The 19,757-nt window shown below is 70.3% G+C and carries 21 protein-coding genes; 2 read left to right on the top strand and 19 right to left on the bottom strand.

Translation table 11 applies throughout. The features are described from left to right. Positions 1 to 6: 6 nt before the first annotated feature. The 12 genes from nuoK to IEZ31_RS38240 form a co-directional block, all read right to left on the bottom strand. The gene (nuoK, locus tag IEZ31_RS38295; RefSeq protein ID WP_190254991.1) at positions 7 to 306 is read right to left on the bottom strand and encodes an NADH-quinone oxidoreductase subunit NuoK; all 300 of its coding nucleotides are present in this window, start codon (positions 304 to 306) and stop codon (positions 7 to 9) included. Beyond that, positions 303 to 1,076: an NADH-quinone oxidoreductase subunit J gene (locus IEZ31_RS38290; protein ID WP_190254990.1), complete on the bottom strand. Its 774-nt coding sequence runs from the start codon at positions 1,074 to 1,076 to the stop codon at positions 303 to 305. Before IEZ31_RS38290 ends, nuoK begins: the two co-directional genes overlap by 4 nt. After that, on the bottom strand, positions 1,073 to 1,621 hold the full coding sequence (nuoI, locus tag IEZ31_RS38285) for an NADH-quinone oxidoreductase subunit NuoI (protein WP_190254989.1): 549 nt from the start codon (positions 1,619 to 1,621) through the stop codon (positions 1,073 to 1,075). Before nuoI ends, IEZ31_RS38290 begins: the two co-directional genes overlap by 4 nt. A 5-nt stretch (positions 1,622 to 1,626) precedes the next feature. Further along, positions 1,627 to 2,967 carry an NADH-quinone oxidoreductase subunit NuoH gene (gene nuoH / locus IEZ31_RS38280; protein WP_190254988.1) on the bottom strand — a complete coding sequence of 447 codons (1,341 nt, stop codon included), beginning with the start codon at positions 2,965 to 2,967 and terminating at the stop codon, positions 1,627 to 1,629. Beyond that, entirely contained in the window at positions 2,964 to 5,417 is a 2,454-nt protein-coding gene (locus IEZ31_RS38275) for an NADH-quinone oxidoreductase subunit G (RefSeq protein ID WP_190254987.1), read from the bottom strand. The genes nuoH and IEZ31_RS38275 overlap by 4 nt, the downstream gene beginning before the upstream one ends. Then, positions 5,417 to 6,739 (bottom strand): NADH-quinone oxidoreductase subunit NuoF, encoded by a 1,323-nt coding sequence (gene nuoF, locus IEZ31_RS38270; RefSeq protein ID WP_190254986.1) that lies wholly within the window; start codon positions 6,737 to 6,739, stop codon positions 5,417 to 5,419. The genes IEZ31_RS38275 and nuoF overlap by 1 nt, the downstream gene beginning before the upstream one ends. After that, positions 6,739 to 7,524 carry an NADH-quinone oxidoreductase subunit NuoE gene (nuoE, locus tag IEZ31_RS38265; protein ID WP_190254985.1) on the bottom strand — a complete coding sequence of 262 codons (786 nt, stop codon included), beginning with the start codon at positions 7,522 to 7,524 and terminating at the stop codon, positions 6,739 to 6,741. Before nuoE ends, nuoF begins: the two co-directional genes overlap by 1 nt. Further along, positions 7,524 to 8,840 (bottom strand): NADH-quinone oxidoreductase subunit D, encoded by a 1,317-nt coding sequence (locus tag IEZ31_RS38260; protein ID WP_190254984.1) that lies wholly within the window; start codon positions 8,838 to 8,840, stop codon positions 7,524 to 7,526. Before IEZ31_RS38260 ends, nuoE begins: the two co-directional genes overlap by 1 nt. Beyond that, complete coding sequence (locus tag IEZ31_RS38255; RefSeq protein ID WP_373294750.1) at positions 8,837 to 9,535, bottom strand: NADH-quinone oxidoreductase subunit C; 699 nt, start codon at positions 9,533 to 9,535, stop codon at positions 8,837 to 8,839. Before IEZ31_RS38255 ends, IEZ31_RS38260 begins: the two co-directional genes overlap by 4 nt. Further along, the gene (locus IEZ31_RS38250) at positions 9,532 to 10,203 is read right to left on the bottom strand and encodes a NuoB/complex I 20 kDa subunit family protein (protein WP_190254982.1); all 672 of its coding nucleotides are present in this window, start codon (positions 10,201 to 10,203) and stop codon (positions 9,532 to 9,534) included. Before IEZ31_RS38250 ends, IEZ31_RS38255 begins: the two co-directional genes overlap by 4 nt. A gap of 3 nt (positions 10,204 to 10,206) precedes the next feature. Beyond that, positions 10,207 to 10,572: an NADH-quinone oxidoreductase subunit A gene (locus tag IEZ31_RS38245; RefSeq protein ID WP_190254981.1), complete on the bottom strand. Its 366-nt coding sequence runs from the start codon at positions 10,570 to 10,572 to the stop codon at positions 10,207 to 10,209. Between the two features lie 149 nt (positions 10,573 to 10,721). After that, positions 10,722 to 11,996: a geranylgeranyl reductase family protein gene (locus IEZ31_RS38240; protein WP_190254980.1), complete on the bottom strand. Its 1,275-nt coding sequence runs from the start codon at positions 11,994 to 11,996 to the stop codon at positions 10,722 to 10,724. Positions 11,997 to 12,276: 280 nt separating this feature from the next. Between IEZ31_RS38240 and IEZ31_RS38235 the strand changes: the two genes are divergently transcribed. Continuing rightward, positions 12,277 to 13,176, top strand: coding sequence for a type IV toxin-antitoxin system AbiEi family antitoxin domain-containing protein (locus IEZ31_RS38235; RefSeq protein ID WP_190254979.1), 900 nt, complete (start codon positions 12,277 to 12,279; stop codon positions 13,174 to 13,176). A 5-nt stretch (positions 13,177 to 13,181) separates the two neighbouring features. On the opposite strand, the gene IEZ31_RS38230 is transcribed toward IEZ31_RS38235, so the two are convergent. Next, entirely contained in the window at positions 13,182 to 13,874 is a 693-nt protein-coding gene (locus tag IEZ31_RS38230) for a demethylmenaquinone methyltransferase (RefSeq protein ID WP_190254978.1), read from the bottom strand. Then, positions 13,871 to 15,082, bottom strand: a complete 1,212-nt coding sequence (mqnC, locus tag IEZ31_RS38225; protein WP_190254977.1) for a cyclic dehypoxanthinyl futalosine synthase — start codon at positions 15,080 to 15,082, stop codon at positions 13,871 to 13,873. The genes IEZ31_RS38230 and mqnC overlap by 4 nt, the downstream gene beginning before the upstream one ends. Before the next feature lie 68 nt (positions 15,083 to 15,150). Between mqnC and IEZ31_RS38220 the strand changes: the two genes are divergently transcribed. Then, positions 15,151 to 16,101 carry an aldo/keto reductase gene (locus tag IEZ31_RS38220; protein ID WP_190255006.1) on the top strand — a complete coding sequence of 317 codons (951 nt, stop codon included), beginning with the start codon at positions 15,151 to 15,153 and terminating at the stop codon, positions 16,099 to 16,101. 45 nt (positions 16,102 to 16,146) lie between these two features. Here IEZ31_RS38220 and IEZ31_RS38215 read toward each other — a convergent pair whose 3' ends face one another. The 5 genes from IEZ31_RS38215 to paaC are packed head-to-tail and all read right to left on the bottom strand — an operon-like array spanning position 16,147 to position 19,756. After that, a complete protein-coding gene (locus tag IEZ31_RS38215) occupies positions 16,147 to 16,872 on the bottom strand; it encodes an anti-sigma factor (protein ID WP_229836272.1) in 726 nt (241 codons plus the stop codon). Beyond that, positions 16,869 to 17,474, bottom strand: a complete 606-nt coding sequence (locus IEZ31_RS38210) for a sigma-70 family RNA polymerase sigma factor (protein WP_190254975.1) — start codon at positions 17,472 to 17,474, stop codon at positions 16,869 to 16,871. The genes IEZ31_RS38215 and IEZ31_RS38210 overlap by 4 nt, the downstream gene beginning before the upstream one ends. Positions 17,475 to 17,511: 37 nt before the next feature. Continuing rightward, positions 17,512 to 18,609, bottom strand: a complete 1,098-nt coding sequence (paaE, locus tag IEZ31_RS38205; protein WP_190254974.1) for a 1,2-phenylacetyl-CoA epoxidase subunit PaaE — start codon at positions 18,607 to 18,609, stop codon at positions 17,512 to 17,514. Further along, positions 18,606 to 19,061, bottom strand: a complete 456-nt coding sequence (gene paaD, locus IEZ31_RS38200; protein ID WP_190254973.1) for a 1,2-phenylacetyl-CoA epoxidase subunit PaaD — start codon at positions 19,059 to 19,061, stop codon at positions 18,606 to 18,608. Before paaD ends, paaE begins: the two co-directional genes overlap by 4 nt. Continuing rightward, positions 19,055 to 19,756, bottom strand: coding sequence for a 1,2-phenylacetyl-CoA epoxidase subunit PaaC (paaC, locus tag IEZ31_RS38195; protein WP_190254972.1), 702 nt, complete (start codon positions 19,754 to 19,756; stop codon positions 19,055 to 19,057). Before paaC ends, paaD begins: the two co-directional genes overlap by 7 nt. Between the last annotated feature and the right edge of the window lies 1 nt (position 19,757).

Raw genomic sequence — 19,757 nt, 5'->3', positions numbered from 1 at the left:
CGCTCCTTAGTACTTCAGCAGGTTCGCGTCGTCGACGCTGGCCGAGCGCCGAGTCCGGAAAATCGACATGATGATCGCCAGGCCGACGACGACCTCGGCCGCCGCCACGACCATGACGAAGAACGCCATGATCTGCCCGTCGAGCGTGCCGTTGATCCGGCTGAACGTGACCAGCGCGAGGTTGGCCGCGTTCAGCATCAACTCGATGCACATGAACAGCACGATCGCGTTCCGCCGGATGAGCACGCCCACCGCGCCGATCGTGAACAGGATCGCCGCGAGGACGATGTAGTACGTCGGAGTCACTTCTCGGTCCCCTTCGGTGCGACGTCGGCGGACGTCAACTCCCGGGTCGGGAGGATCTTGGAGATGCTGCGGTCCGACGGGGTGCCGTCGGGCAGGCGCGCGGGCGTGGCCACCGAGTCGGAGCTGGCGAACACGCCGGGGCCGGGCTTCGGCGCCGGGTAGTTGCCGGGGCGGAAGCGAGCGACCATGAGCTCCGGCTGGCTGACCTTGTCTTCCTTGCGCTTCTCGATGTGCGCCAGAATCATCGCGCCCACCGCCGCCGTGATGAGCAGCGCCGAGGTGATCTCGAAGACGAAGACGTACTTGGTGAACAGCAGGCGCGAGATGCCGATCACGTTGCCGGCCGAGTTGGCCTCTGTCAGGCCCTTCGGGACGCTCTCGCCGAGCGCCCGGTACATCCCGATGCCGAGCAGCAGCGCGAGGCCGACGCCCAGGGCCAGGGCCGCCATCCGCTGCCCGCGCAATGTCTCGATCAGCGAGTCGGACGAGTCGCGGCCGACCAGCATGAGCACGAAGAGGAACAGCATCATGATGGCGCCGGTGTAGACGATGATCTGCACCATGCCGATGAACGGGCCGGCCTGCAGGACGTAGAACACGCCCAGGCAGAGCATGGTGATGACCAGGAACAGCGCCGAGTGGACGGCGTTGCGGGCCCACACCATGCCGATGGCGCCGAGGACCGCGAACGGGGCGAGGATCCAGAAGGCGGCGGCCTCACCGCCCTTCACGTCACCGGCCGCGGCCAGCAGCTGCAGCGAGGTGTTCACGAGTGGACTCCCTTGTAGCGCTCGGCACCCGCCGAGGTGCCGGGGTTCTCCAGCGCGCCGACGTAGTAGTCCTTCTCGGTGTCGCCGAGGCGCATGTCGTGCGGCGGGCGCTCCATCCCCGGCAGCAGCGGCGCGAGCAGCTGCTCCTTGGTGAAGATCAGGTCCCGCCGGTTGTCGCGGGCCAGCTCGTACTCGTTGCTCATGGTGAGCGAACGGGTCGGGCAGGCCTCGATGCACAGGCCGCAGAAGATGCAGCGTGCGTAGTTGATCTGGTACGTCTGGGCGTAGCGCTCACCCGGCGAGAAGCGCTCCTCGTCGGTGTTGTCGGCGCCCTCGACGAAGATCGCGTCCGCGGGGCACGCCCACGCGCACAGCTCGCAGCCGATGCACTTCTCGAGCCCGTCCGGCCAGCGGTTGAGGATGTGGCGCCCGTGGTACCGCGGCGCCGGAGGCTTGCGCTGCTCCGGGTACTCCTCGGTGACCACCTTCTTGAACATGTGCGAGAAGGTGACCCCGAAACCCTTCAGAGTCCCACCGATGCTCATGTTTCTCAGCTCTCCTTGCTGGTCGAGACGGGCTCCCGCTCGACGATCACACGCTTGGCCCGCGGGCTCGGCGGCACCTCGAGGTTCATCGGCGGCAGCGGGAAGCCGTCCTTGCCGCCGACCCGGCCGCCCGGGTGCGGCTTCGGCACGTCGGCGAGCACGTCCTTGCGGCCGCGCTGCATGGCGACCAGCACCACGACCAGCACGACCAGCACGACGATCCCGGTGATGACGCCCACCCGGCTGCCGGTGCTGATGTCGTCCTTCTGCAGCAGGCGCACGCCGGACAGGGCCAGGATCCAGATCAGGTTCGCCGGGATCAGGACCTTCCAGCCGAAGCGCATGAACTGGTCGTAGCGCAGCCGCGGCAGCGTGCCCCGCAGCCAGACGAAGACGAACAGCAGGAGCAGCACCTTGATGGTGAACCAGAGGATCGGCCACCAGCCGGTGTTCGCGCCGTCCCAGAGCGAGAGCGGCCACGGGGCCCGCCAGCCGCCGAAGAACAGCGTGGCGCACAGGCCGGACACGGTGACCATGTTGATGTACTCAGCCAGGAAGAACAGCGCGAACTTCAGCGACGAGTACTCGGTGTGGAAGCCACCGACCAGCTCGGACTCGGCCTCGGGCAGGTCGAACGGCGCCCGGTTGGTCTCACCGACGGCGGACGTGAAGTAGATGATGAAGCTCGGGATCAGCAGAATCGCATACCAGGCCGGGGCGTCGAACGTCCAGCTGCCGATGCTCACCGTGCCGTTGCCGGCCTGGGCCTCGACGATCTGCGAGGTCGACATGGTGCCGGACACCAGGAAGACGGAGACGATGGACAGGCCCATCGCCACCTCGTACGAGATCATCTGGGCGCTCGACCGGAGACCGCCGAGCAGCGGGTAGGTCGAGCCGGACGCCCAGCCGCCGAGCACGATGCCGTAGATGCCCATCGACGAGCAGGCGAGCACCAGGAGCACGGCCACCGGGATGTCGGTGAGCTGCAGCGGCGACCAGTGGCCGAAGATCGACACCGTGGGCCCGAACGGCATCACCGAGAAGGCGGTGAACGCGCAGACCGTGGAGATCACCGGCGCGAAGAAGAAGACGACCTTGTCGGCCATCTTCGGCATGATGTCTTCCTTGAACGCCAGCTTCAGACCGTCGGCCAGCGACTGCAGCAGGCCGAAGGGGCCGTTGCGGTTCGGGCCGGGCCGGACCTGCATCCGCGCGACGACGCGGCGCTCGTACCAGATGGCGAAGAGCGTCATGACGACCAGGAACGCGAAGATGATGACCACCTTCGCGAGCACCAGCCACCACGGGTCCTTGCCGAACTGGTCGAGGTTGGCGTAGTTCATTTCGCTGTACCCCCAGTGCTGATCTCGACCAGCGCACCCTCCGTCACGCCGAGCGTGCGGCGCAGGGTCGAGCCCGGTGAGTTCGTCGGGATCCACACGACCCCGTCGACCATGTCGGTGACGAGCGCCGGCAGGGTGATCGCACCCCGCTCGGTGCCGACCGTCACCGCGTCGCCGTCGACCACACCGAGGTCGCCCGCGGTGCTCTTGGAGATCCGGACCACCGCGGGACGCGCCGTGCCGGCCAGGTGGCCGTCGCCGTCCTGCAGCGAGCCGTTGTCGATCAGGTGGTGCCAGGAGGCAAGGATCGCCTGGCCACTCGCCGGCTGGGGGACCGCGCCGGGTGCGACCGCCGGGGCCGCGCCGCGCACGGTGCCACCCGTGCCGACCTCGGTGACGCCCGGCATCGGCAGCGAGGCGAGCCCGGCCAGCTGCGTGCGCACCGCGGCGACGTCGCTGACGCCGAGGTCGACACCCAGCTCGCGGCCCAGCGTGTCGAGCACGCGGGCGTCGCTCATCGCCTGGGTCTTGAGCACGGTGCCGAACGGGCGGACCCGGCCCTCCCAGTTGATGTAGGAGCCGCTCTTCTCGACCGCCGCGGCGACCGGGAACACCACGTCGGCCCGCTTGGTCACCGCGCCCGCGCGCAGCTCCAGGCTGACCACGAAGCCGACCTTGTCGAGGGCCTCCTCGGCCGCCAGCGGGTCGGACAGGTCGCTCGGGTCGACGCCGCCGACGACCAGTGCGCCGAGCCGGCCCTCGCGGGCGGCGGCGACGATCGCGTCGGTGTCGCGGCCCGAGGCGCTGGGCAGCACGCCCGCGTCCAGGTTCCACGCCTGGGCGAGCTCGGCCCGCGCCGCCGGGTCGAAGACCGGACGACCGCCGGGCAGCAGCGTCGGCAGGGCGCCGGCCTCGACCGCGCCCCGGTCGCCGGCCCGCCGCGGGACCCACGCGAGCCGCGCGCCGGTCGACTCGGCCAGCCGCGCCGCGGCGGACAGGCCGCCCTCGACGTTGGCGAGCCGCTCGCCGACGAACAGGATCGCGCCCTCGGCCGACAGGGCCTCGTGCAGCTGCTCGGACGCGCCGAGCACCTCCGCCTCGGCGCCCGGCGCCGTGAGCAGGACCGTGGCGCCGAGCTTCTCGAACCCGCGGCTGACGAACGGCGCGACCGCGAAGCTGGGCAGGCCGCGCTTGAGGTACGTCTTGCGGGCCCGCAGGAAGATGATCGGGCACTCCTCCTCGGGCTCCAGCCCGACGAAGACCACCGCGGGTGCGCTCTCGATGTCGGCGTAGGTCACCTCGGCGCGGCCGACGACGTGGAAGCCGAGGAACTCGGTCTCCTCCGCCGACAGCGGCCGGGCGCGGAAGTCGATGTCGTTGGTGCCCAGGGCCACGCGGGCGAACTTCGAGTACGCGTAGGCGTCCTCGACCGTCAGGCGCCCGCCGGCCAGCACGCCCACGCCGCCCTTGTCCTTGGCGGCCCGCAGGCCGGCCGCGGCGACCGACAGCGCCTCCGGCCAGCTCGCCGTGCGCAGCTCGCCGGTCTTGGCGTCGCGCACCAGCGGGGTGGTCAGGCGGTCGTTGGCGTTGACGTACTGGAACGCGAAGCGCCCCTTGTCGCAGTTCCACTCCTCGTTGACCGCCGGGTCGTCGCCGGCCAGGCGGCGCATGACCTTGCCGCGGCGGTGGTCGGCCCGCTGGTCGCAGCCGGCCGCGCAGTGCTCGCACGCGTTCGGCGTGGAGACCAGGTCGAAGGGGCGGGCCCGGAACCGGTACTGCGAGCTGGTCAGCGCGCCGACCGGGCAGATCTGGATGGTGTTGCCCGAGAAGTAGGAGTTGAACGGCGCGTCGTCGCCCGGCGAGTCGGGGTCGCCCCGGAAGACGCCGATCTGCTCGTTGGACGAGCGCTCCATCAGGTCGATGAACTTGTCACCGGCGATCTCGTCGGAGAACCGGGTGCAGCGCTGGCAGAGCACGCACCGCTCGCGGTCGAGCAGCACCTGGGTGCTGATCGGCAGCGGCTTCGGATACTCCCGCTTGTGCTCGACGAAGCGCGACTCGGCCTGGCCGTTGCTCATCGCCTGGTTCTGCAGTGGGCACTCGCCGCCCTTGTCGCACACCGGGCAGTCGAGCGGGTGGTTGATCAGGAGGAACTCCATGATTCCCTCCTGGGCCTTCTTGGCCACGTCGGAGGTCATCTGGGTCCGCACCACCATGCCCTCGGCCACCGGCTGCGTGCACGACGCCACCGGCTTGCGCTGGCCCTCGATGTCGACCAGGCACTGGCGGCAGGCACCGGCCGGGGCCAGCAGCGGGTGGTCGCAGAAGCGCGGGATCGAGATGCCCATCTGCTCGGCGGCGCGGATCACGAGCGCGCCCTTGGGCGCCTCGACCTCGATGCCGTCGATGGTCAGCTTGACCGTCTCGACCTTGGGAACCACGTCGGTCATCAGTGGGCTCCTACCAGCTCGCCCTTGAACATCGGCGCCTTGCGGCCCTCGATGTAGTCCAGGTAGTCCTGCTTGAAGTACTTGATCGAGGACGTCACCGGGCTGGTCGCACCGTCGCCGAGCGCGCAGAACGAGCGGCCCAGCAGGTTGTCGCAGGCGTCCAGCAGGGTGTCGAGATCCTGGTGGGTGCCCTGGCCGGCGAGGATGCGGTGCAGGATCCGCACCATCCAGTAGTTGCCCTCGCGGCACGGGGTGCACTTGCCGCAGGACTCGTGGTGGTAGAAGGCGATCCAGCGGTACGTCGCGTAGACGATGTCGTCCTGGTCGGAGAAGACCTGGACGGCCGTGGTGCCGAGCATCGTGCCGACGCCCGCCATGCCCTCGAAGTCCATCGGCGTGTCGAGGTGCTCGTCGGTGAGCATCGGCGTCGACGAGCCGCCCGGCGTCCAGAACTTCAGCTTGTGGCCCGGCTGCATGCCGCCGGCCAGGTCGATGAGCTGCCGCAGCGTGACACCGAGGCCGCACTCGAACTGGCCCGGGTTGTTGACCCGGCCGGAGATCGAGTAGATCTTCGGGCCCGGCGACTTCTCCGTGCCCATGCTGCGGAACCAGGCCGAGCCGCCGAGCACGATATACGGCACGCTCGCGATCGTCTCGACGTTGTTGACGACCGTCGGCGAGGCGTAGAGGCCGTGCGTGGCCGGGAACGGCGGACGCAGGCGGGGCTGGCCACGGTACCCCTCAAGGGAGTCCAGCAGCGCGGTCTCCTCGCCGCAGATGTACGCGCCGGCGCCGCTGTGCACCACGAGGTCCAAGTCGAAGCCGCTGCCCAGGATGTTGGCGCCCAGGTAGCCCTTCGCGTAGGCCTGCTGGACGGCGGCGCGCAGCCGCCGGGCCGCGTGGACCGCCTCGCCGCGGATGTAGATCGCGGCGAAGTTGGCGCGGATGGCATACGACGCGATGATCACGCCTTCGACCAGCGCGTGCGGGTCGGCCATCATGAGCGGCAGGTCCTTGCAGGTGCCCGGCTCGCCCTCGTCGGCGTTGACGACGAGGTAGTGCGACTTGCCGTCGTTCTGCGGGATGAAGCCCCACTTCATGCCGGTCGGGAAGCCAGCGCCACCGCGGCCGCGCAGGCCCGAGTCCTTGACCAGCTGGATCAGCTCGTCGGGGTGGGCCTTGAGCGCCTTGCGCAGCCCCGTGTAGCCGTCGAGCCGCTCGTAGACGTCGATCTTCCACGCGTCGGGGGACAGCCAGCGCTTGGTGAGCACCGGCGTCAGCTTGGACAGCGACTCCTGCGAGGGCTGGTAGTCGAGCGTCATCAGGCCTTCGCCTCCTTCTGCGGCAGCGGTCCGTCGCCGGCCGGCTTGGCGTCCGAGGCGGGCTTCGGCGTGGACTCGGGCGCCGCGGGGGGCGGCGTCTCCGCCTTCTTCGCGATCGGCGTCTCCGGGTCGAATCCCGGGACGGCGACGCCGAAGCGCTCGGCGAGCCGGTTGCCGGCGAGCGTCGGGCCGCCGGCCGGGCCCTCGGCGATGACCTCGTCACCGCGGTCGTCGGCGAAGCCGGCGAGCTGGACCGACATCTCCTTGAGCGTGCAGAGCCGGGTGCCGCGCGTGGGCTGCGGGCGCTCGCCGTTCTGCAGCTGCTTGACCAGGTTCAGCGCGCTGTTCTCGTTGACCTGGTCGAAGAACTCGTAGTTGACCGTCATGACCGGCGCGTAGTCGCAGGCCGCCAGGCACTCCGCGTGCTCCAGCGTGATCTTGCCGTCGGTCGTGGTCTCGTCGTGGCCGACGTCCAGGTAGTCGCTGAGCGCCTGGTAGGCCTTGTCGCCGCCGAGCACGCCGCACATGGTGTTGGTGCAGACGCTGACCAGCCAGTCGCCGGTCGGCTTGCGCTTGTACATGGTGTAGAACGTCGCCACCGCGCCGACCTCGGCCTTGGTCAGGCCGAGCACCTCCGCGCAGAACGAGATGCCGTCCGCCGAGACGTAGCCCTCCTCCGACTGCACCAGGTGCAGCAGCGGCAGCAGCGCCGAGCGCGACCGGCCCTCGGGGTAGCGCGCGATGATCTGCCGCGCACGGTCGCGCGTGAGCTCACTGAACACCATTAACGATCACACCCACCCATGACGGGGTCGAGCGAGGCGCCACCCACGATGACGTCGGCGAGCAGCCCGCCTTCGGCCATCGCCGGAATCGCCTGCAGGTTGATGAAGCTGGGCTCGCGGTAGTGCACGCGGTAGGGGCGCGTGCCGCCGTCGGAGATCGCGTGCACGCCGAGCTCGCCGCGGGGCGCCTCGATCGGCACGTAGACCTGGCCCGCCGGCACCCGGAAGCCCTCGGTCACCAGCTTGAAGTGGTGGATCAGGGCCTCCATCGACTGGCCCATGATCTTCGCGACGTGCTCCAGCGAGTTGCCGAGGCCGTCGCCGCCGATGGCCAGCTGGGCGGGCCACGCGATCTTCCTGTCGCCGATCATGATCGGGCCCGGCTCCAGGCGGTCCATCGCCTGCTGGATGATCTTCAACGACTCGCGCATCTCGTTGAGCCGCACCTTGTAGCGGCCCCACGCGTCCCCCGTGGGCTCGGTCGGGACGTTGAAGTCGTAGGTCTCGTAGCCGGCATACGGCTGGGTCTTGCGCAGGTCCCACGCCAGGCCGGCCGAGCGCAGCACCGGGCCGGTGATGCCCAGCGCCAGGCAGCCGGTCACGTCGAGCACGGCGACGCCCTGCGTCCGCTCGCGCCAGATCGTGTTGCCGGAGAGCAGGTCCTCGTACATGTCGATGCGGTCGGGCATCCAGCCGAGGAGCTCGCGGATCTTCGCCGCCGCTTCCTCGGGCAGGTCCTGGGCGAGGCCGCCGGGGCGGATGTACGCGTGGTTCATGCGCAGGCCGGAGGCGAGCTCGAAGATGTCGAGGATGTACTCCCGCTCGCGGAAGCCGTAGATCATCATCGACAGGGCGCCCAGCTCCATGCCCGTCGTGGCCAGCCAGACCAGGTGCGACGAGATCCGGTTGAGCTCCATCATCAGGACCCGGAGCGTCTTGGCGCGCTCGGTGATCTGGTCCTCGATGCCGAGCAGCTTCTCGACCGCCAGGCAGTAGCCGGTCTCGTTGAACATCGGCGCCAGGTAGTCCATGCGCGTGACGAACGTGGTGCCCTGGGTCCAGTTGCGGAACTCCAGGTTCTTCTCGATGCCGGTGTGCAAGTAGCCGACGACGGTGCGCGCCTCGGTGACCGTCTCGCCTTCCAGCTCGAGCACCAGCCGGAGCACGCCGTGGGTCGACGGGTGCTGCGGCCCCATGTTGACGACGATGCGCTCCTCGGACCCGGCCTCGTTGACGACCGTGTCCCAGTCGCCGCCGGTGACCGTGAAGACCCGGCCCTCGGTGGTCTCGCGCGCGCTCGCGTAGTCGGTGGTCACTGGTAACTCCTCCGCTGGTCCGGCGGTGGGATCTCCGCGCCCTTGTACTCGACCGGCACGCCGCCGAGCGGGTAGTCCTTCCGCTGCGGGAAGCCCTCCCAGTCGTCCGGCATGAGGATCCGCGTCAGGTTGGGGTGGCCGTCGAAGACGATGCCGAACATGTCGTACGTCTCCCGCTCCTGCCAGTCGGCGGTCGGGTAGACCTGGGTGACGCTCGGCAGGTGCGGGTCCTCGGCGGTGATCGCGCACTCCAGCCGGATGCGCCGGCGGAACGTGAGCGACGTCAGGTGATACACCGCGTGCAGGCGGCGCCCGTCGGAGCCGAGGTAGTCGACGCCGGACACCGACGAGAGCAGCTCGAACCGCAGGGCCGGGTCGTCGCGCAGGGACTGGCAGACCTCGGCGATGCGCTCCGGCACGATGTACAGCGTCAGCTCGCCGCGGTCGACGACGATGCGCTCGATCGCGTCGTTGAAGCCCGGGTAGGCCTCCTCCAGCGCGTCGACGACCTCGTCGAAGTCGCCCCCGAACGGGCGCGGCGAGTCGACGTCCACCGCCCGGCGCCGGCGCAGGCCACCGAAGCCCGACGTGTCGCCGGTGCCCTGCACGCCGAACATGCCCCGCCCGGCGCCGCCCGACGGCGGCTGCTGCGCGGGGGCGCCCAGCTCGGCACCGACCGGCTCTACCTGAGTCACTTCGTACCTCCGGACAGGTTCGCCCGCTCTTCCATCCACTTCTGGATGCGCAGTTGCTCCTCGCGGCCCTGGGCCGCGGCCTTGGTCCACTCGGCGCGCTTGGCCTTGTCGAACCGGTAGCTCGACGGCATCGCGCCCGGCGCCACGACGGGGGCGCCCTCGCGCTCGATCCGCGCCTCGATCATGCGGCGGCGCCGGTCACCCAGCGGCTCGGCCATGACCTTGTCGTGCAGCCGCAGGATCGCGTCGATGAGCATCTCCGGCCGCGGCGGGCAGCCCGGCAGATACATGTCCACGGGGACGATGTGGTCCACGCCCTGGACGATCGCGTAGTTGTTGAACATGCCTCCGCTGGAGGCGCAGACACCCATCGACAGCACCCACTTGGGGTCGGGCATCTGGTCGTAGATCTGGCGCAGGACCGGGGCCATCTTCTGGCTCACCCGGCCGGCGACGATCATCAGGTCGGCCTGGCGCGGGCTGGCCCGGAACACCTCCATGCCGAAGCGCGCCAGGTCGTAGCGCGCGGCGCCGGTCGCCATCATCTCGATGGCGCAGCAGGCCAGACCGAAGGTGGCCGGCCAGAAGCTGGCCTTCCGCGACCAGTTGACCAGCTTCTCGACGGTCGTCAGCAGGACGCCGGTCGGTACCTTTTCCTCGATGCCCATGGCTCAGTCCCAATCCAGCCCGCCGCGGCGCCACACGTAGGCGAACGCGACGAACACGGTGACGATGAACAGCACCATCTCCACGAACCCGAAGAGGCCGAGCGCGTCGAAGTTCACGGCCCAGGGGTACAGGAAGATGATCTCGATGTCGAAGATGATGAACAGCATCGCGGTCAGATAGAACTTGACCGGGAAGCGGCCACCGCCCACAGGCTGGGGAGTGGGCTCGATGCCGCACTCGTAGGCGTCGAGCTTCGCCTTGTTGTAGCGACGCGGCCCGACGAACGGGGCCACCGCCACCGAGAACAGCGCGAAGGCTGCGGCGAGGGCGAAGAGCCCGAGGATCGGTACGTACGGCGCGAGCGACATCGTGCTGCTCCGTCCTTTCGGCGAGCCCGGCAGGGCGGTCTGCCCGGTCGGGACCACTCAAGCTGTATGCGGTTTAACACTATTCGGTAATGTCCGGACGGCTTCGTCCGGGGCCACCCCAAATGCGGCCTTGGGCTGTGCTTTTGCGGTCAGGCGGCCGGTGCCAGGCGGGTCATCGCGTTGATCACACGGTCCATCGCGTCTCCGCCGCGGGGATCGGTGAGGTTGGCGAGCAGCTTGAGCACGAACCGCATCAGGGTGGGGTGTGGCATGCCGTGCTTGGTGGCCACCCGCATGATCTGCGGCTGGCCGATGAGCTTGACGAAGATGTTGCCGAGCCGGTAGTAGCCGCCGTAGCGGGCCTTGAGCTCGGCCGGGTAGTGGGCGAGCGCACGCTCGCGTGCGGTGCCCTGGGGCCGGGCGAGACCCTGGACGGCGATCTCCGCCGCCAGCTCGCCGGACTCCATCGCGTAGGCGATCCCCTCGCCGTTGAAGGGGTTGACCATGCCGCCGGTGTCGCCGACGAGCAGCACGCCCCGGGAGTAGTGCGGCACCCGGTTGAAGCCCATCGGCAGCGCGGCGCCCTGCGGCTTACCCTCGGCGTTGGCCGGGTCGGACAGCCCCCAGTCGGCCGGCGTGTTGTCGACCCAGTCGGTCAGCAGCTGGCGATAGTTGGTCTTGCCGTAGGCGACGCTGCTGTTGAGCACGCCGAGACCGACGTTGACCCGGCCGTCGCCGAGGCCGAAGATCCAGCCGTAACCCGGCAGGAGCTTGTCGCCCGACTCGCGGCTGCGCAGCTCCAGCCAGGACTCCAGGTAGTCGTCGTCGTGGCGGGTCTCGCTGCGGAAGTATTGCCGGACCGCGACGCCCATCGGGCGGTCCTCGCGCTTGGCGATGCCCAGGGCCAGGGCGAACCGGCCGGAGACGCCGTCGGCGGCGATGGTCAGCGGCGCGCGGAACTCCAGCGGCTCCTTGTCGGGCCCGGTGGCGCTCACGCCGACCACGCGGCCGGTCCGGTCGAGGATCGGGCCGGTGACGTTGGTGCCCGTGCGCAGGATCGCGCCGGCGTCGGTCGCCGCCGTCGCGAGCATCTGGTCGAAGTCCATGCGCGTGCGGGTCAGCCCGTAGTCAGGGAAGCTCGCCAGCTCCGGCCAGTCGAGCTCGAGCCGGATGCCGCCACCGATGACGCGCAGGCCGCGATTGCGCAGCCAGCCCTTCTCCTCGGTGGTGTCGACGCCCATCTTGATGAGCTGCTTGACCGCGCGTGGCGTCAGCCCGTCGCCGCAGACCTTCTCGCGCGGGAACTCGGTCTTCTCCAGCAGCAGCACGCGCAGGCCGTGGCGGGCCAAGTGGAACGCGGCGGACGAGCCGCCCGGCCCGGCGCCGACGACGATGACATCCGCATCGTTCCCGGTGTCGGTCACAGCCGTCACACCTCCTAAGCCCGTTCTTCTTGCTTCCGTCTTGGCTCGTGAAAGTCTTCACAAAGTCACTCGGGGGAAGTCTAGAACCGAGAGGTCGCCGACTGTCAGTTAGGTGACCCTAATTTCTCACCCAGACCCGTCACCTAGATCGTCGCTTCGGACGACAGCATCCCTGATCGATGGGCGTTTCGCCGGACTAATAGAGATCATGGACCTGGGTTATCCACAGGAAATTTCTCCGGATCGACAGCTGGCGACGGCGTGACGATCCTCGGTCATCATGAACGCCGGACAGCCGGACCGCGACCGGCTCGATGAACACGCCACGGCCCAGCGCGGACTTTTCACCCGCGCACAGGCCATGACCTGCGGATACAGCGCCTATCGGATCCGGACGAGGATCCGTGACGGCGACTGGGTGACCGTCGTGCGCGACGTCTTCACCGACCGCGGGCGGGACCTCACTCCGATGCTGCGCGACACGGCCGCGCTCCTGTCCCTGCCGGGCGCGGTGCTCGCCGGGCCGTCGGCCGCCCGCTGGCACGGCATCCCGGTGCCGAGCGACGAGACCGTCGTGGCCCATCCGCAGCGGATCCGCCGGCGCGGGATACAGGTGCTGCACGAGGAGCCGGACCTCGCGGACGTCTGCACGGTCGACGGCGCCGCGGCCACCACCGTGCCGCGCACCGTCTACGACTGCGCCCGCCTGATGCCCGACGCCGTGGCCCGGGCGGTCCTGGCCACGGCCCTGGAGGAGAGCTGGACCACAGTCCCCGAGCTGGCCGGGCGCATCCGGGCCGCGACCGGCCGGCACGGCACGCCGCGGCTGATCCGGCTGCTCCGGCTGGCGGCCCACGGCGAGGAGCAGGCGGCATTGCGCCTGGTCAGGAACCTGCTGCAGCAGGCCGGCATCTGGGGCTGGATCGAGCAGGTGCCGATCGAGGACCGCTGGGGCCTCATCGGGCTCGGCGACGTCGTGTTCCCCGAGGTGAAGCTTCTGCTGGAGCTCAAGCGCGGCGACCTGATGCCGGAGGCGGCGCGGGAGGAGCGCCGCACCCGGCTGGCCGCCGCGGGCTGGAGCGTGTCGGAAATCACCTGGCACGACCTCACCACACATCCCGACGAGTTCGTCGCCGAGCTGCGGGCCAGCCTCGACCGGCTGGGCTCGTTCAGGTGGTAGCGATGTCAGATCCGGAAGCCGCGGTGCATCGCCACCACGCCACCGGTCAGGTTGCGCCAGGCCACCTTGCGCCAGCCGTTCGCGCCGACGCGCGCCGCCAGGCCCTCCTGGTCGGGCCACGCGCGGATCGACTCGGCGAGGTAGACGTAGGCGTCGGGGTTGCTCGACACCCGCTTCGCGACCTGCGGCAACACCTTCAGGGCGGGGCCCATGTAGGCGGAGCGGAAGGGCCGCCAGGTCGGGTGGCTGAACTCGCAGATCACCAGCCGGCCACCCGGCTTGGTGACCCGGGCCATCTCGCGCAGGGCGGCGTCGGGGTCCTGGATGTTGCGCAGCGCGAAGGAGATCGTCACCGCGTCGAAGGTCTCGTCCGCGAACGGCAGCCGCAACGCGTCGGCGGCCAGCAGCGGCACCGTCGGGCGCTTCTGCCGGCCGGCCTGCAGCATGCCCACCGAAAGGTCGGCGCCGACCGCGAAGGCGCCCGACTTGGCCAGCTCCAGCGTCGACACGCCGGTGCCGGCGCCCAGGTCCAGCACCCGCTCGCCCGGCTTGAGACCGAGGGCCAGCCGGGTCTCGCGGCGCCAGATGCGGTCCTGGCCGCCGGAGAGCACGGTGTTGGTGAGGTCGTAGCGGCGGGCGACGCCGTCGAACATGGCCGCGACCTCGTGCGGCTCCTTCTCCAGCGAGGCGCGCGTCATGAGTTCACCGGCGTCAGCGGGAGAGCGCGGCCGGTGCCGCCGCCGGGCAGGGCGATCGACGAGAAGTGCGACTGCACCCGGTCGTCGGTCGGGTCGTCCTCCGGCGTCCAGTGGACGCGCATGTGGCGGTATTCCGTGTCCCGCTGCGCGGGGATGCGGTCGGCGTCGCGGATCATCTGCACCAGCTCGGTGAGGCGGGAACGGTGACGGGCACCAGCCGAGGAGATCACGTTCTCCTCCAGCATGATCGAGCCGAGGTCGTCGACGCCGAGGTGCAGCGAGACCTGGCCGACGTCCTTGCCGGTCGTCAGCCAGGACGACTGGAGGTGGGCCACGTTGTCGAAGAACAGCCGGGCGACGGCGACCAGGCGGAGGTATTCCAGGCTGGTGGCCTGCGTGCGGCCCTTCAGGTGGTTGTTCTCCGGCTGGTAGGTCCACGGGATGAAGGAGCGGAAGCTGCCCGCGTAGCCACCGGCGACCGCCTTGTCCTGCACGTCCCGGATCATCCGCAGGTGCTCGATGCGCTCGGCGTTGGTCTCGCCGGTGCCCATCATCATGGTCGCCGTCGACGAGATGCCCAGCCGGTGCGCGGTCTCCATGACCTCCAGCCAGCGCTCGCCCGACTCCTTGAGCGGCGCGATCGCCTTCCGGGGGCGGGCGGGCAGCATCTCGGCGCCCGCGCCGGCGATGGAGGCCAGGCCGGCGACCTTGATCCGGTTGATCGCGTCCTCGATGGAGACGCCCGACACCTTGGCCATGTGCAGCACCTCGGACGGGCCGATGGAGTGGATGACCAGGTCCGGGTAGGCGGTGTGGACGGCGGAGAAGAGCTCCTCGTAGTACTCGACGCCGTAGTCGGGGTGGTGGCCGCCCTGCAGCATCACCTGCGTGGCGCCGAGGTCGACCGCCTCGGCGCAGCGGCGCAGGATCTCCTCGGTGCCGTGCGTCCAGCCCTCGGCGTGCTTCGGCGCCCGGAAGAACGCGCAGAACTTGCACGCCGTCACGCAGACGTTCGTGTAGTTGATGTTGCGGTCGATGATGTAGGTGACGATGTTGTCCGGGTAACGCCGGCGGCGCACGGCGTCGGCGGCCTCGCCGAGCTCGTGGAACGGTGCGTCGGTGTAGAGCAGCAGCGCCTCCTCCGGGCTGATCCGGCCGCCGTCGGCCGCACGCTGGAGGATCTCGCTGATCGCCGGTGTCTCCGTCACATCCCAGAGCGTACCCAGCGGGTGAGCCCCGTCGACCGGGCGTGCCTAGGATCACGGGAGTGACTGACATGCAGTATCGCCGCCTCGGCCGGTCCGGGCTCACCGTCTCGGTCGTCGGGATCGGGTGCAACAACTTCGGCGGGCGGATCGACGCCGACCGCGCGAACGAGGTCGTCAGCGCCGCGTTCGAGCACGGCGTGACGCTGTTCGACACCGCCGACGTCTACGGCAGCTCCCCCGGCGACTCGGAGCGGGTCCTCGGCGCCGCCCTCGGCAGCCGCCGCGACGAGGTGATCGTGGCGACGAAGTTCGGCATGGACGTCCGCGGCGCCTACGGGCCGGACTGGGGCGCCCGCGGCGGCCGGCGCTACATCGCCCGCGCCGTCGAGTCGTCGCTGCGCAACCTGGGCACCGACTACATCGACCTCTACCAGCTGCACGCGCCCGACCCGGCCACACCGATCGAGGAAACGCTCGACGCGCTCGACGACCTGGTCCGGGCGGGCAAGGTGCGGTATATCGGGCACTCCAACTTCACCGGCTGGCAGACCGCGGACGCGGCCTGGACCGCCGAGACCCGGCACCTGACGCCGTTCGTCAGCGCCCAGAACCGCTACTCCCTGCTGCACCGCACGCCCGAGCAGGACCTGGTGCCGGCGCTGGAGAAGTTCGGGCTGGGCCTGCTGCCGTACTTCCCACTGGCGATGGGGCTGCTCACCGGGAAGTACCGCCGGGGTGAGTCGGCGCCGGTCGGCTCCCGCCTCGACCGGGTCGGCTTCGCCAAGGTCCTGGCCGACGCTCCCTGGAACGCGATCGAGGGCCTGGAGGGGTTCGCCCGGGAGCGCGGCATCGACCTGCTGACGCTGGCCATCGGGGCGCTGGCCGCCAAGCCCACCGTCGCCAGCGTGATCGCCGGGGCCACCTCGGCCGAGCAGGTCAAGGCCAACGTGGCGGCCGGGTCCTGGCAGCCGTCGGCGGAGGACCGGTCCGCCCTGGACGACCTGCTCGACAACGCCTGAGCGACGGCCGCACCGCTCCACCAGGGGTGGTGCGGCCGCCAGGGATCACAGGGGCAGGTCCAAGGTGCCGACGATTGCGGTCATCGTCGGAGTGTCCGAGCCCCTCTCCGGCTCCACCGTGATGCCGAACTGGGGTTCCAGCTTGTCGATGTAGAAACGGCCGCTGCCCAGGGACGACAGGCCGACCGGCTTCGCGCCGGACGAAGAGTTGATCATCCACAGCTGGTAGGCCTTGCCGTCGTCCGGTTTGCGCATGTCCTCAAGGACCGCCACCGCGGCGTTGCGAGACGGCGAGAGCACCATCGTCACGCGGCCGCCGGCCATCTCCTTGGTGATCAGGCGAGCGTCGGCGGCGGCCAGCACCGCGTCGACCTGGGCGTTCTGCACGCGCATGTCGGAGACGCGCTGCTGGGACAGCGCCCAGGTGCCGAAGCCGACCCCCGTCGCCACGACCGCGGCGGCCACGCTCGCCACCGCCCAGCGGCGGACGAAGCCGGCCGTCGCGCGGGAACGGGAGGTGGGCGCCGCGCCGGGACGGGCCTGCGGGGTGACCGCGATCTGGGCCAGGACGTTGTCGCGGAGCCGGGGCGGGGGCGTCTCGGCGACCGGGTGGGTCAGCCAGGCGGCGGTCTCCCGCAGCTCGACCACCTCGGCCGCGCAGGAGGCGCAGCCCCGCAGGTGCCGGTCGAAGGCCGCGCGCTCGATGTCGTCGACGGCGTCGAGCGCATAGGCGCCGGCCAGGGCGTGGATGTCGACGGTCTCGGGCATCATGCCACCCCCAGGCAGTCCCGCATGCGGATCAGACCGTCCCGCATGCGCGTCTTGATCGTCGGGAGCGCGGTACCGAGCAGGTCGGCGACCTCGCGATAGCTGTTGCCCCCGTAGTACGCCAGCGTGATCGCCTCCCGCTGGAGGTCGGTCAGGCCGTCGAGACAGCGGCGCACCTGCTGCTGCTCGATGCGCGCCGTGGCGGTCTCGACCACGTCGTCGTACGGCGTCTCGGCGCTCACCGACGCCACCCGCCGGACCCGCTCGATCCCGGCCTGCTCGGAGCGCACCCGGTCGACGGCCCGCCGGTGGGCGATCGTGAAGACCCAGGCCGTGGCGCTGCCCTTGGCCGGGTCGAACTTCGGCGCGGTCCGCCACACCTCGACCATGACCTCCTGCGCGACCTCCTCCGACTGGGCGGGGTCGCGCAGCACCCGGCGGATCAGCCCGAACACGCGGGCGGACACCAGGTCGTAGAGCGCGGCGAAGGCCCGCTCGTCGCCGCGGGCGACCCGGGCCAGCAACTCGTCGGCGTCGACGCGCGCCTGCGGGATCGGTACCGCGACCAGCCGCTGCGTGGGCAGCTCCTCGTGTTCGGGTCTCATGTCGCTCATTCGAGGCCGCCGCCCGGGCGGATGGGTCTCATGCGTCGAAGTCGACCACAACACGTTCCGTGATCGGCATCGCCTGACAGGTCAGGACATATCCGGCGGTCAATTCGTCGGGCTCCAGCGCGAAGTTGCGGGCCATCTCGACCCGGCCCTCCACGAGCTTGGCCCGGCACGTCGAGCAGACCCCGCCCTTGCACGCATACGGGAGCTCGGGGCGCTGCTTGAGCGCGGCGTCGAGGATGCGCTCGTCCTGGGCCATGGTGAAGGTCGACTGCCGCCCGTCGAGCAGGATCGTCACCTCGGCGCCGTCGACCGGCTCCTCGACGGTGGTGCGGGCGGCCGGCGGCTCCTCGGTGACGTGGAACAGCTCGGTGTGCACGGCCTCGTCGGCGACCCCGCGGACGCTGAGCGCGACGCGCGCGTCGAGCACCATGCCGTACGGCCCGCACAGGAACCACTCGTCGACCGTGCCCGGCGGGAGCAGCGCGTCGAGGATGCGCCCGACGCGGTCCTCGTCGAGCCGTCCGGACAGCAGCGGCGACTCCTGCGCCTCGCGCGAGAGCACATGGATGACGTGGAGGCGCTCACGGTACCGGTCCTTGAGGTCGGCCAACTCCTCCGCGAACATCACGGTGCCGGCCGCCCGGTTGCCGTAGACGAGCGTGAACCGACTGGAAGGCTCCACCGCCAGCGCCGTAGCCAGCAGAGAGAGCGCCGGCGTGATCCCGGACCCGGCCACGACCGCGGCGTAGTGCCGCACCCGCTCGGCGGCGAACGCGCTGGTGAAGTGGCCGAGTGGCGGCATGACGTCGACCTCGTCGCCCGGGGCGAGCTCGGTCGCGGCGTACGTGGAGAACGCCCCGCCCTGGATCCGCTTGATCCCGACGCGCAGGACCCCGTCCGCAGCGAGCTGGGCGGGCGTGGAGCAGATCGAATACGACCGGCGGACGTCCTCGCGGCGCACCGTGAGGTGCTGCCCGGCCCGGAACTCGAAGACCGGCCGCAGCTTCTCGGGCACGTCGAAGGTCACCGCGACGGCGTCGTCGGTGAGTCGCTCGACGTCGACGACGGCCAGCCGGTGGAACTTCGGCCGCTTCTTGACCGGGCGAACGATGGGCGAAACGGTCATAAGGTCTTCACCGCGTCGAAGGGCTCGGAGCAGGAGCGGCACCGCCACAGCGACTTGCACGCCGTCGAGCCGAACCGGGACAGCTCCTCGGTGTCGGCCGAGCCGCACCGCGGGCAGCGCATGGTCAGCGTCAATGACACGGTCCGCCCCGGCGGCGCGATGCCGGCCTCGGCCAGCTTGGACCGGCCGGCGTCGGTGATCCAGTCGGTGCTCCAGGCCGGCGACAGCACCGTATTGACCGAAATGTCGGAAAATCCAGCCTCGCGCAGGGCGGAAGCGATGTCCGCCCGGATCGCGTCCATGGCCGGGCACCCGGAATAGGTGGGCGTGATGGTCACCGACACCCGCGAACCGTCGGTGTCGACGGCCCGCACGATCCCCAGGTCACCGATGGTGACCGCCCGCAGCTCCGGATCGGGAACCGCGCGCACCACGTCGGCAGCGGTCACCACGTCACCCCCGGATGCGCCCGGTGCAGCACCTGCATGTCGGCGAGCAGTCGCGACAGCGCCTCGGTGTGCACGCCGGAACGACCGCCGGTCGGCGCCCAGCCGTCGGCCGGCCGGGCCAACCCAGCCTCCGTCAGCACCTCGTCGATCACCGAGAGCCACGGCGCGCGCAGCTCGGGGTACCACTCGAACAGCTCATGGCTGTAAGGCCAGACGGCGTCGAGCGCCGTCCGCATCCGCCGCCGCGACTCCTCGGTGCCGTCGCCGAGCCGCACGACCCAGAGCGACGCATGATCGACGTGGTAGGCCGACTCCTTCCGCGCCTTCCCCGCGATACCCGCCAACCGCTCATCCGACGAGGACGCCAGCGACTCGTAGAGCAACCGCTGGTACACCGAGAGCAACAACAGCTTGGCCATCGTGACGGCGAAGTCCCCGTTGGCCAGCTCGACCAGCTGCACGTTGCGGAACTCGCGATCGTCGCGCAGGAACGCCAGCTCGTCCTCGCCCCGCCCGCGCCCCTCCAGCTCGCCGGCGTAGGTGAGCAGCAGACGGGCGGCGCCGAGCTGGTCGAGCGCGATGTTGGCCAGCGCGATGTCCTCTTCCATGTCGGGCGCGCGCGAGCACCACTCGGCCAGCCGCTGCGCCGCGATCAGCGCGTCGTCGCCGAGCCCGAGCGCCTTCTCGAAGGTGGTCATG

Source organism: Dactylosporangium sucinum, from assembly GCF_014647515.1.
Classification (GTDB): domain Bacteria; phylum Actinomycetota; class Actinomycetes; order Mycobacteriales; family Micromonosporaceae; genus Dactylosporangium; species Dactylosporangium sucinum.
This window is presented reverse-complemented; position numbering and strand designations above follow the sequence as displayed.

What these genes read in the sequence shown, in the direction of transcription:
- nuoI (WP_190254989.1), bottom strand. Translation starts at nt 1,621, where the DNA reads ATGAGCATCGGTGGGACTCTGAAGGGTTTCGGGGTCACCTTCTCGCAC.
- nuoH (WP_190254988.1), bottom strand. Translation starts at nt 2,967, where the DNA reads ATGAACTACGCCAACCTCGACCAGTTCGGCAAGGACCCGTGGTGGCTG.
- IEZ31_RS38275 (WP_190254987.1), bottom strand. Translation starts at nt 5,417, where the DNA reads ATGACCGACGTGGTTCCCAAGGTCGAGACGGTCAAGCTGACCATCGAC.
- nuoF (WP_190254986.1), bottom strand. Translation starts at nt 6,739, where the DNA reads ATGACGCTCGACTACCAGCCCTCGCAGGAGTCGCTGTCCAAGCTGACG.
- nuoE (WP_190254985.1), bottom strand. Translation starts at nt 7,524, where the DNA reads ATGGTGTTCAGTGAGCTCACGCGCGACCGTGCGCGGCAGATCATCGCG.
- IEZ31_RS38250 (WP_190254982.1), bottom strand. Translation starts at nt 10,203, where the DNA reads ATGGGCATCGAGGAAAAGGTACCGACCGGCGTCCTGCTGACGACCGTC.
- IEZ31_RS38245 (WP_190254981.1), bottom strand. Translation starts at nt 10,572, where the DNA reads ATGTCGCTCGCGCCGTACGTACCGATCCTCGGGCTCTTCGCCCTCGCC.
- IEZ31_RS38235 (WP_190254979.1), top strand. Translation starts at nt 12,277, where the DNA reads ATGAACGCCGGACAGCCGGACCGCGACCGGCTCGATGAACACGCCACG.
- IEZ31_RS38230 (WP_190254978.1), bottom strand. Translation starts at nt 13,874, where the DNA reads ATGACGCGCGCCTCGCTGGAGAAGGAGCCGCACGAGGTCGCGGCCATG.
- IEZ31_RS38220 (WP_190255006.1), top strand. Translation starts at nt 15,151, where the DNA reads ATGCAGTATCGCCGCCTCGGCCGGTCCGGGCTCACCGTCTCGGTCGTC.
- IEZ31_RS38215 (WP_229836272.1), bottom strand. Translation starts at nt 16,872, where the DNA reads ATGATGCCCGAGACCGTCGACATCCACGCCCTGGCCGGCGCCTATGCG.
- IEZ31_RS38210 (WP_190254975.1), bottom strand. Translation starts at nt 17,474, where the DNA reads ATGAGACCCGAACACGAGGAGCTGCCCACGCAGCGGCTGGTCGCGGTA.
- paaE (WP_190254974.1), bottom strand. Translation starts at nt 18,609, where the DNA reads ATGACCGTTTCGCCCATCGTTCGCCCGGTCAAGAAGCGGCCGAAGTTC.
- paaC (WP_190254972.1), bottom strand. Translation starts at nt 19,756, where the DNA reads ATGACCACCTTCGAGAAGGCGCTCGGGCTCGGCGACGACGCGCTGATC.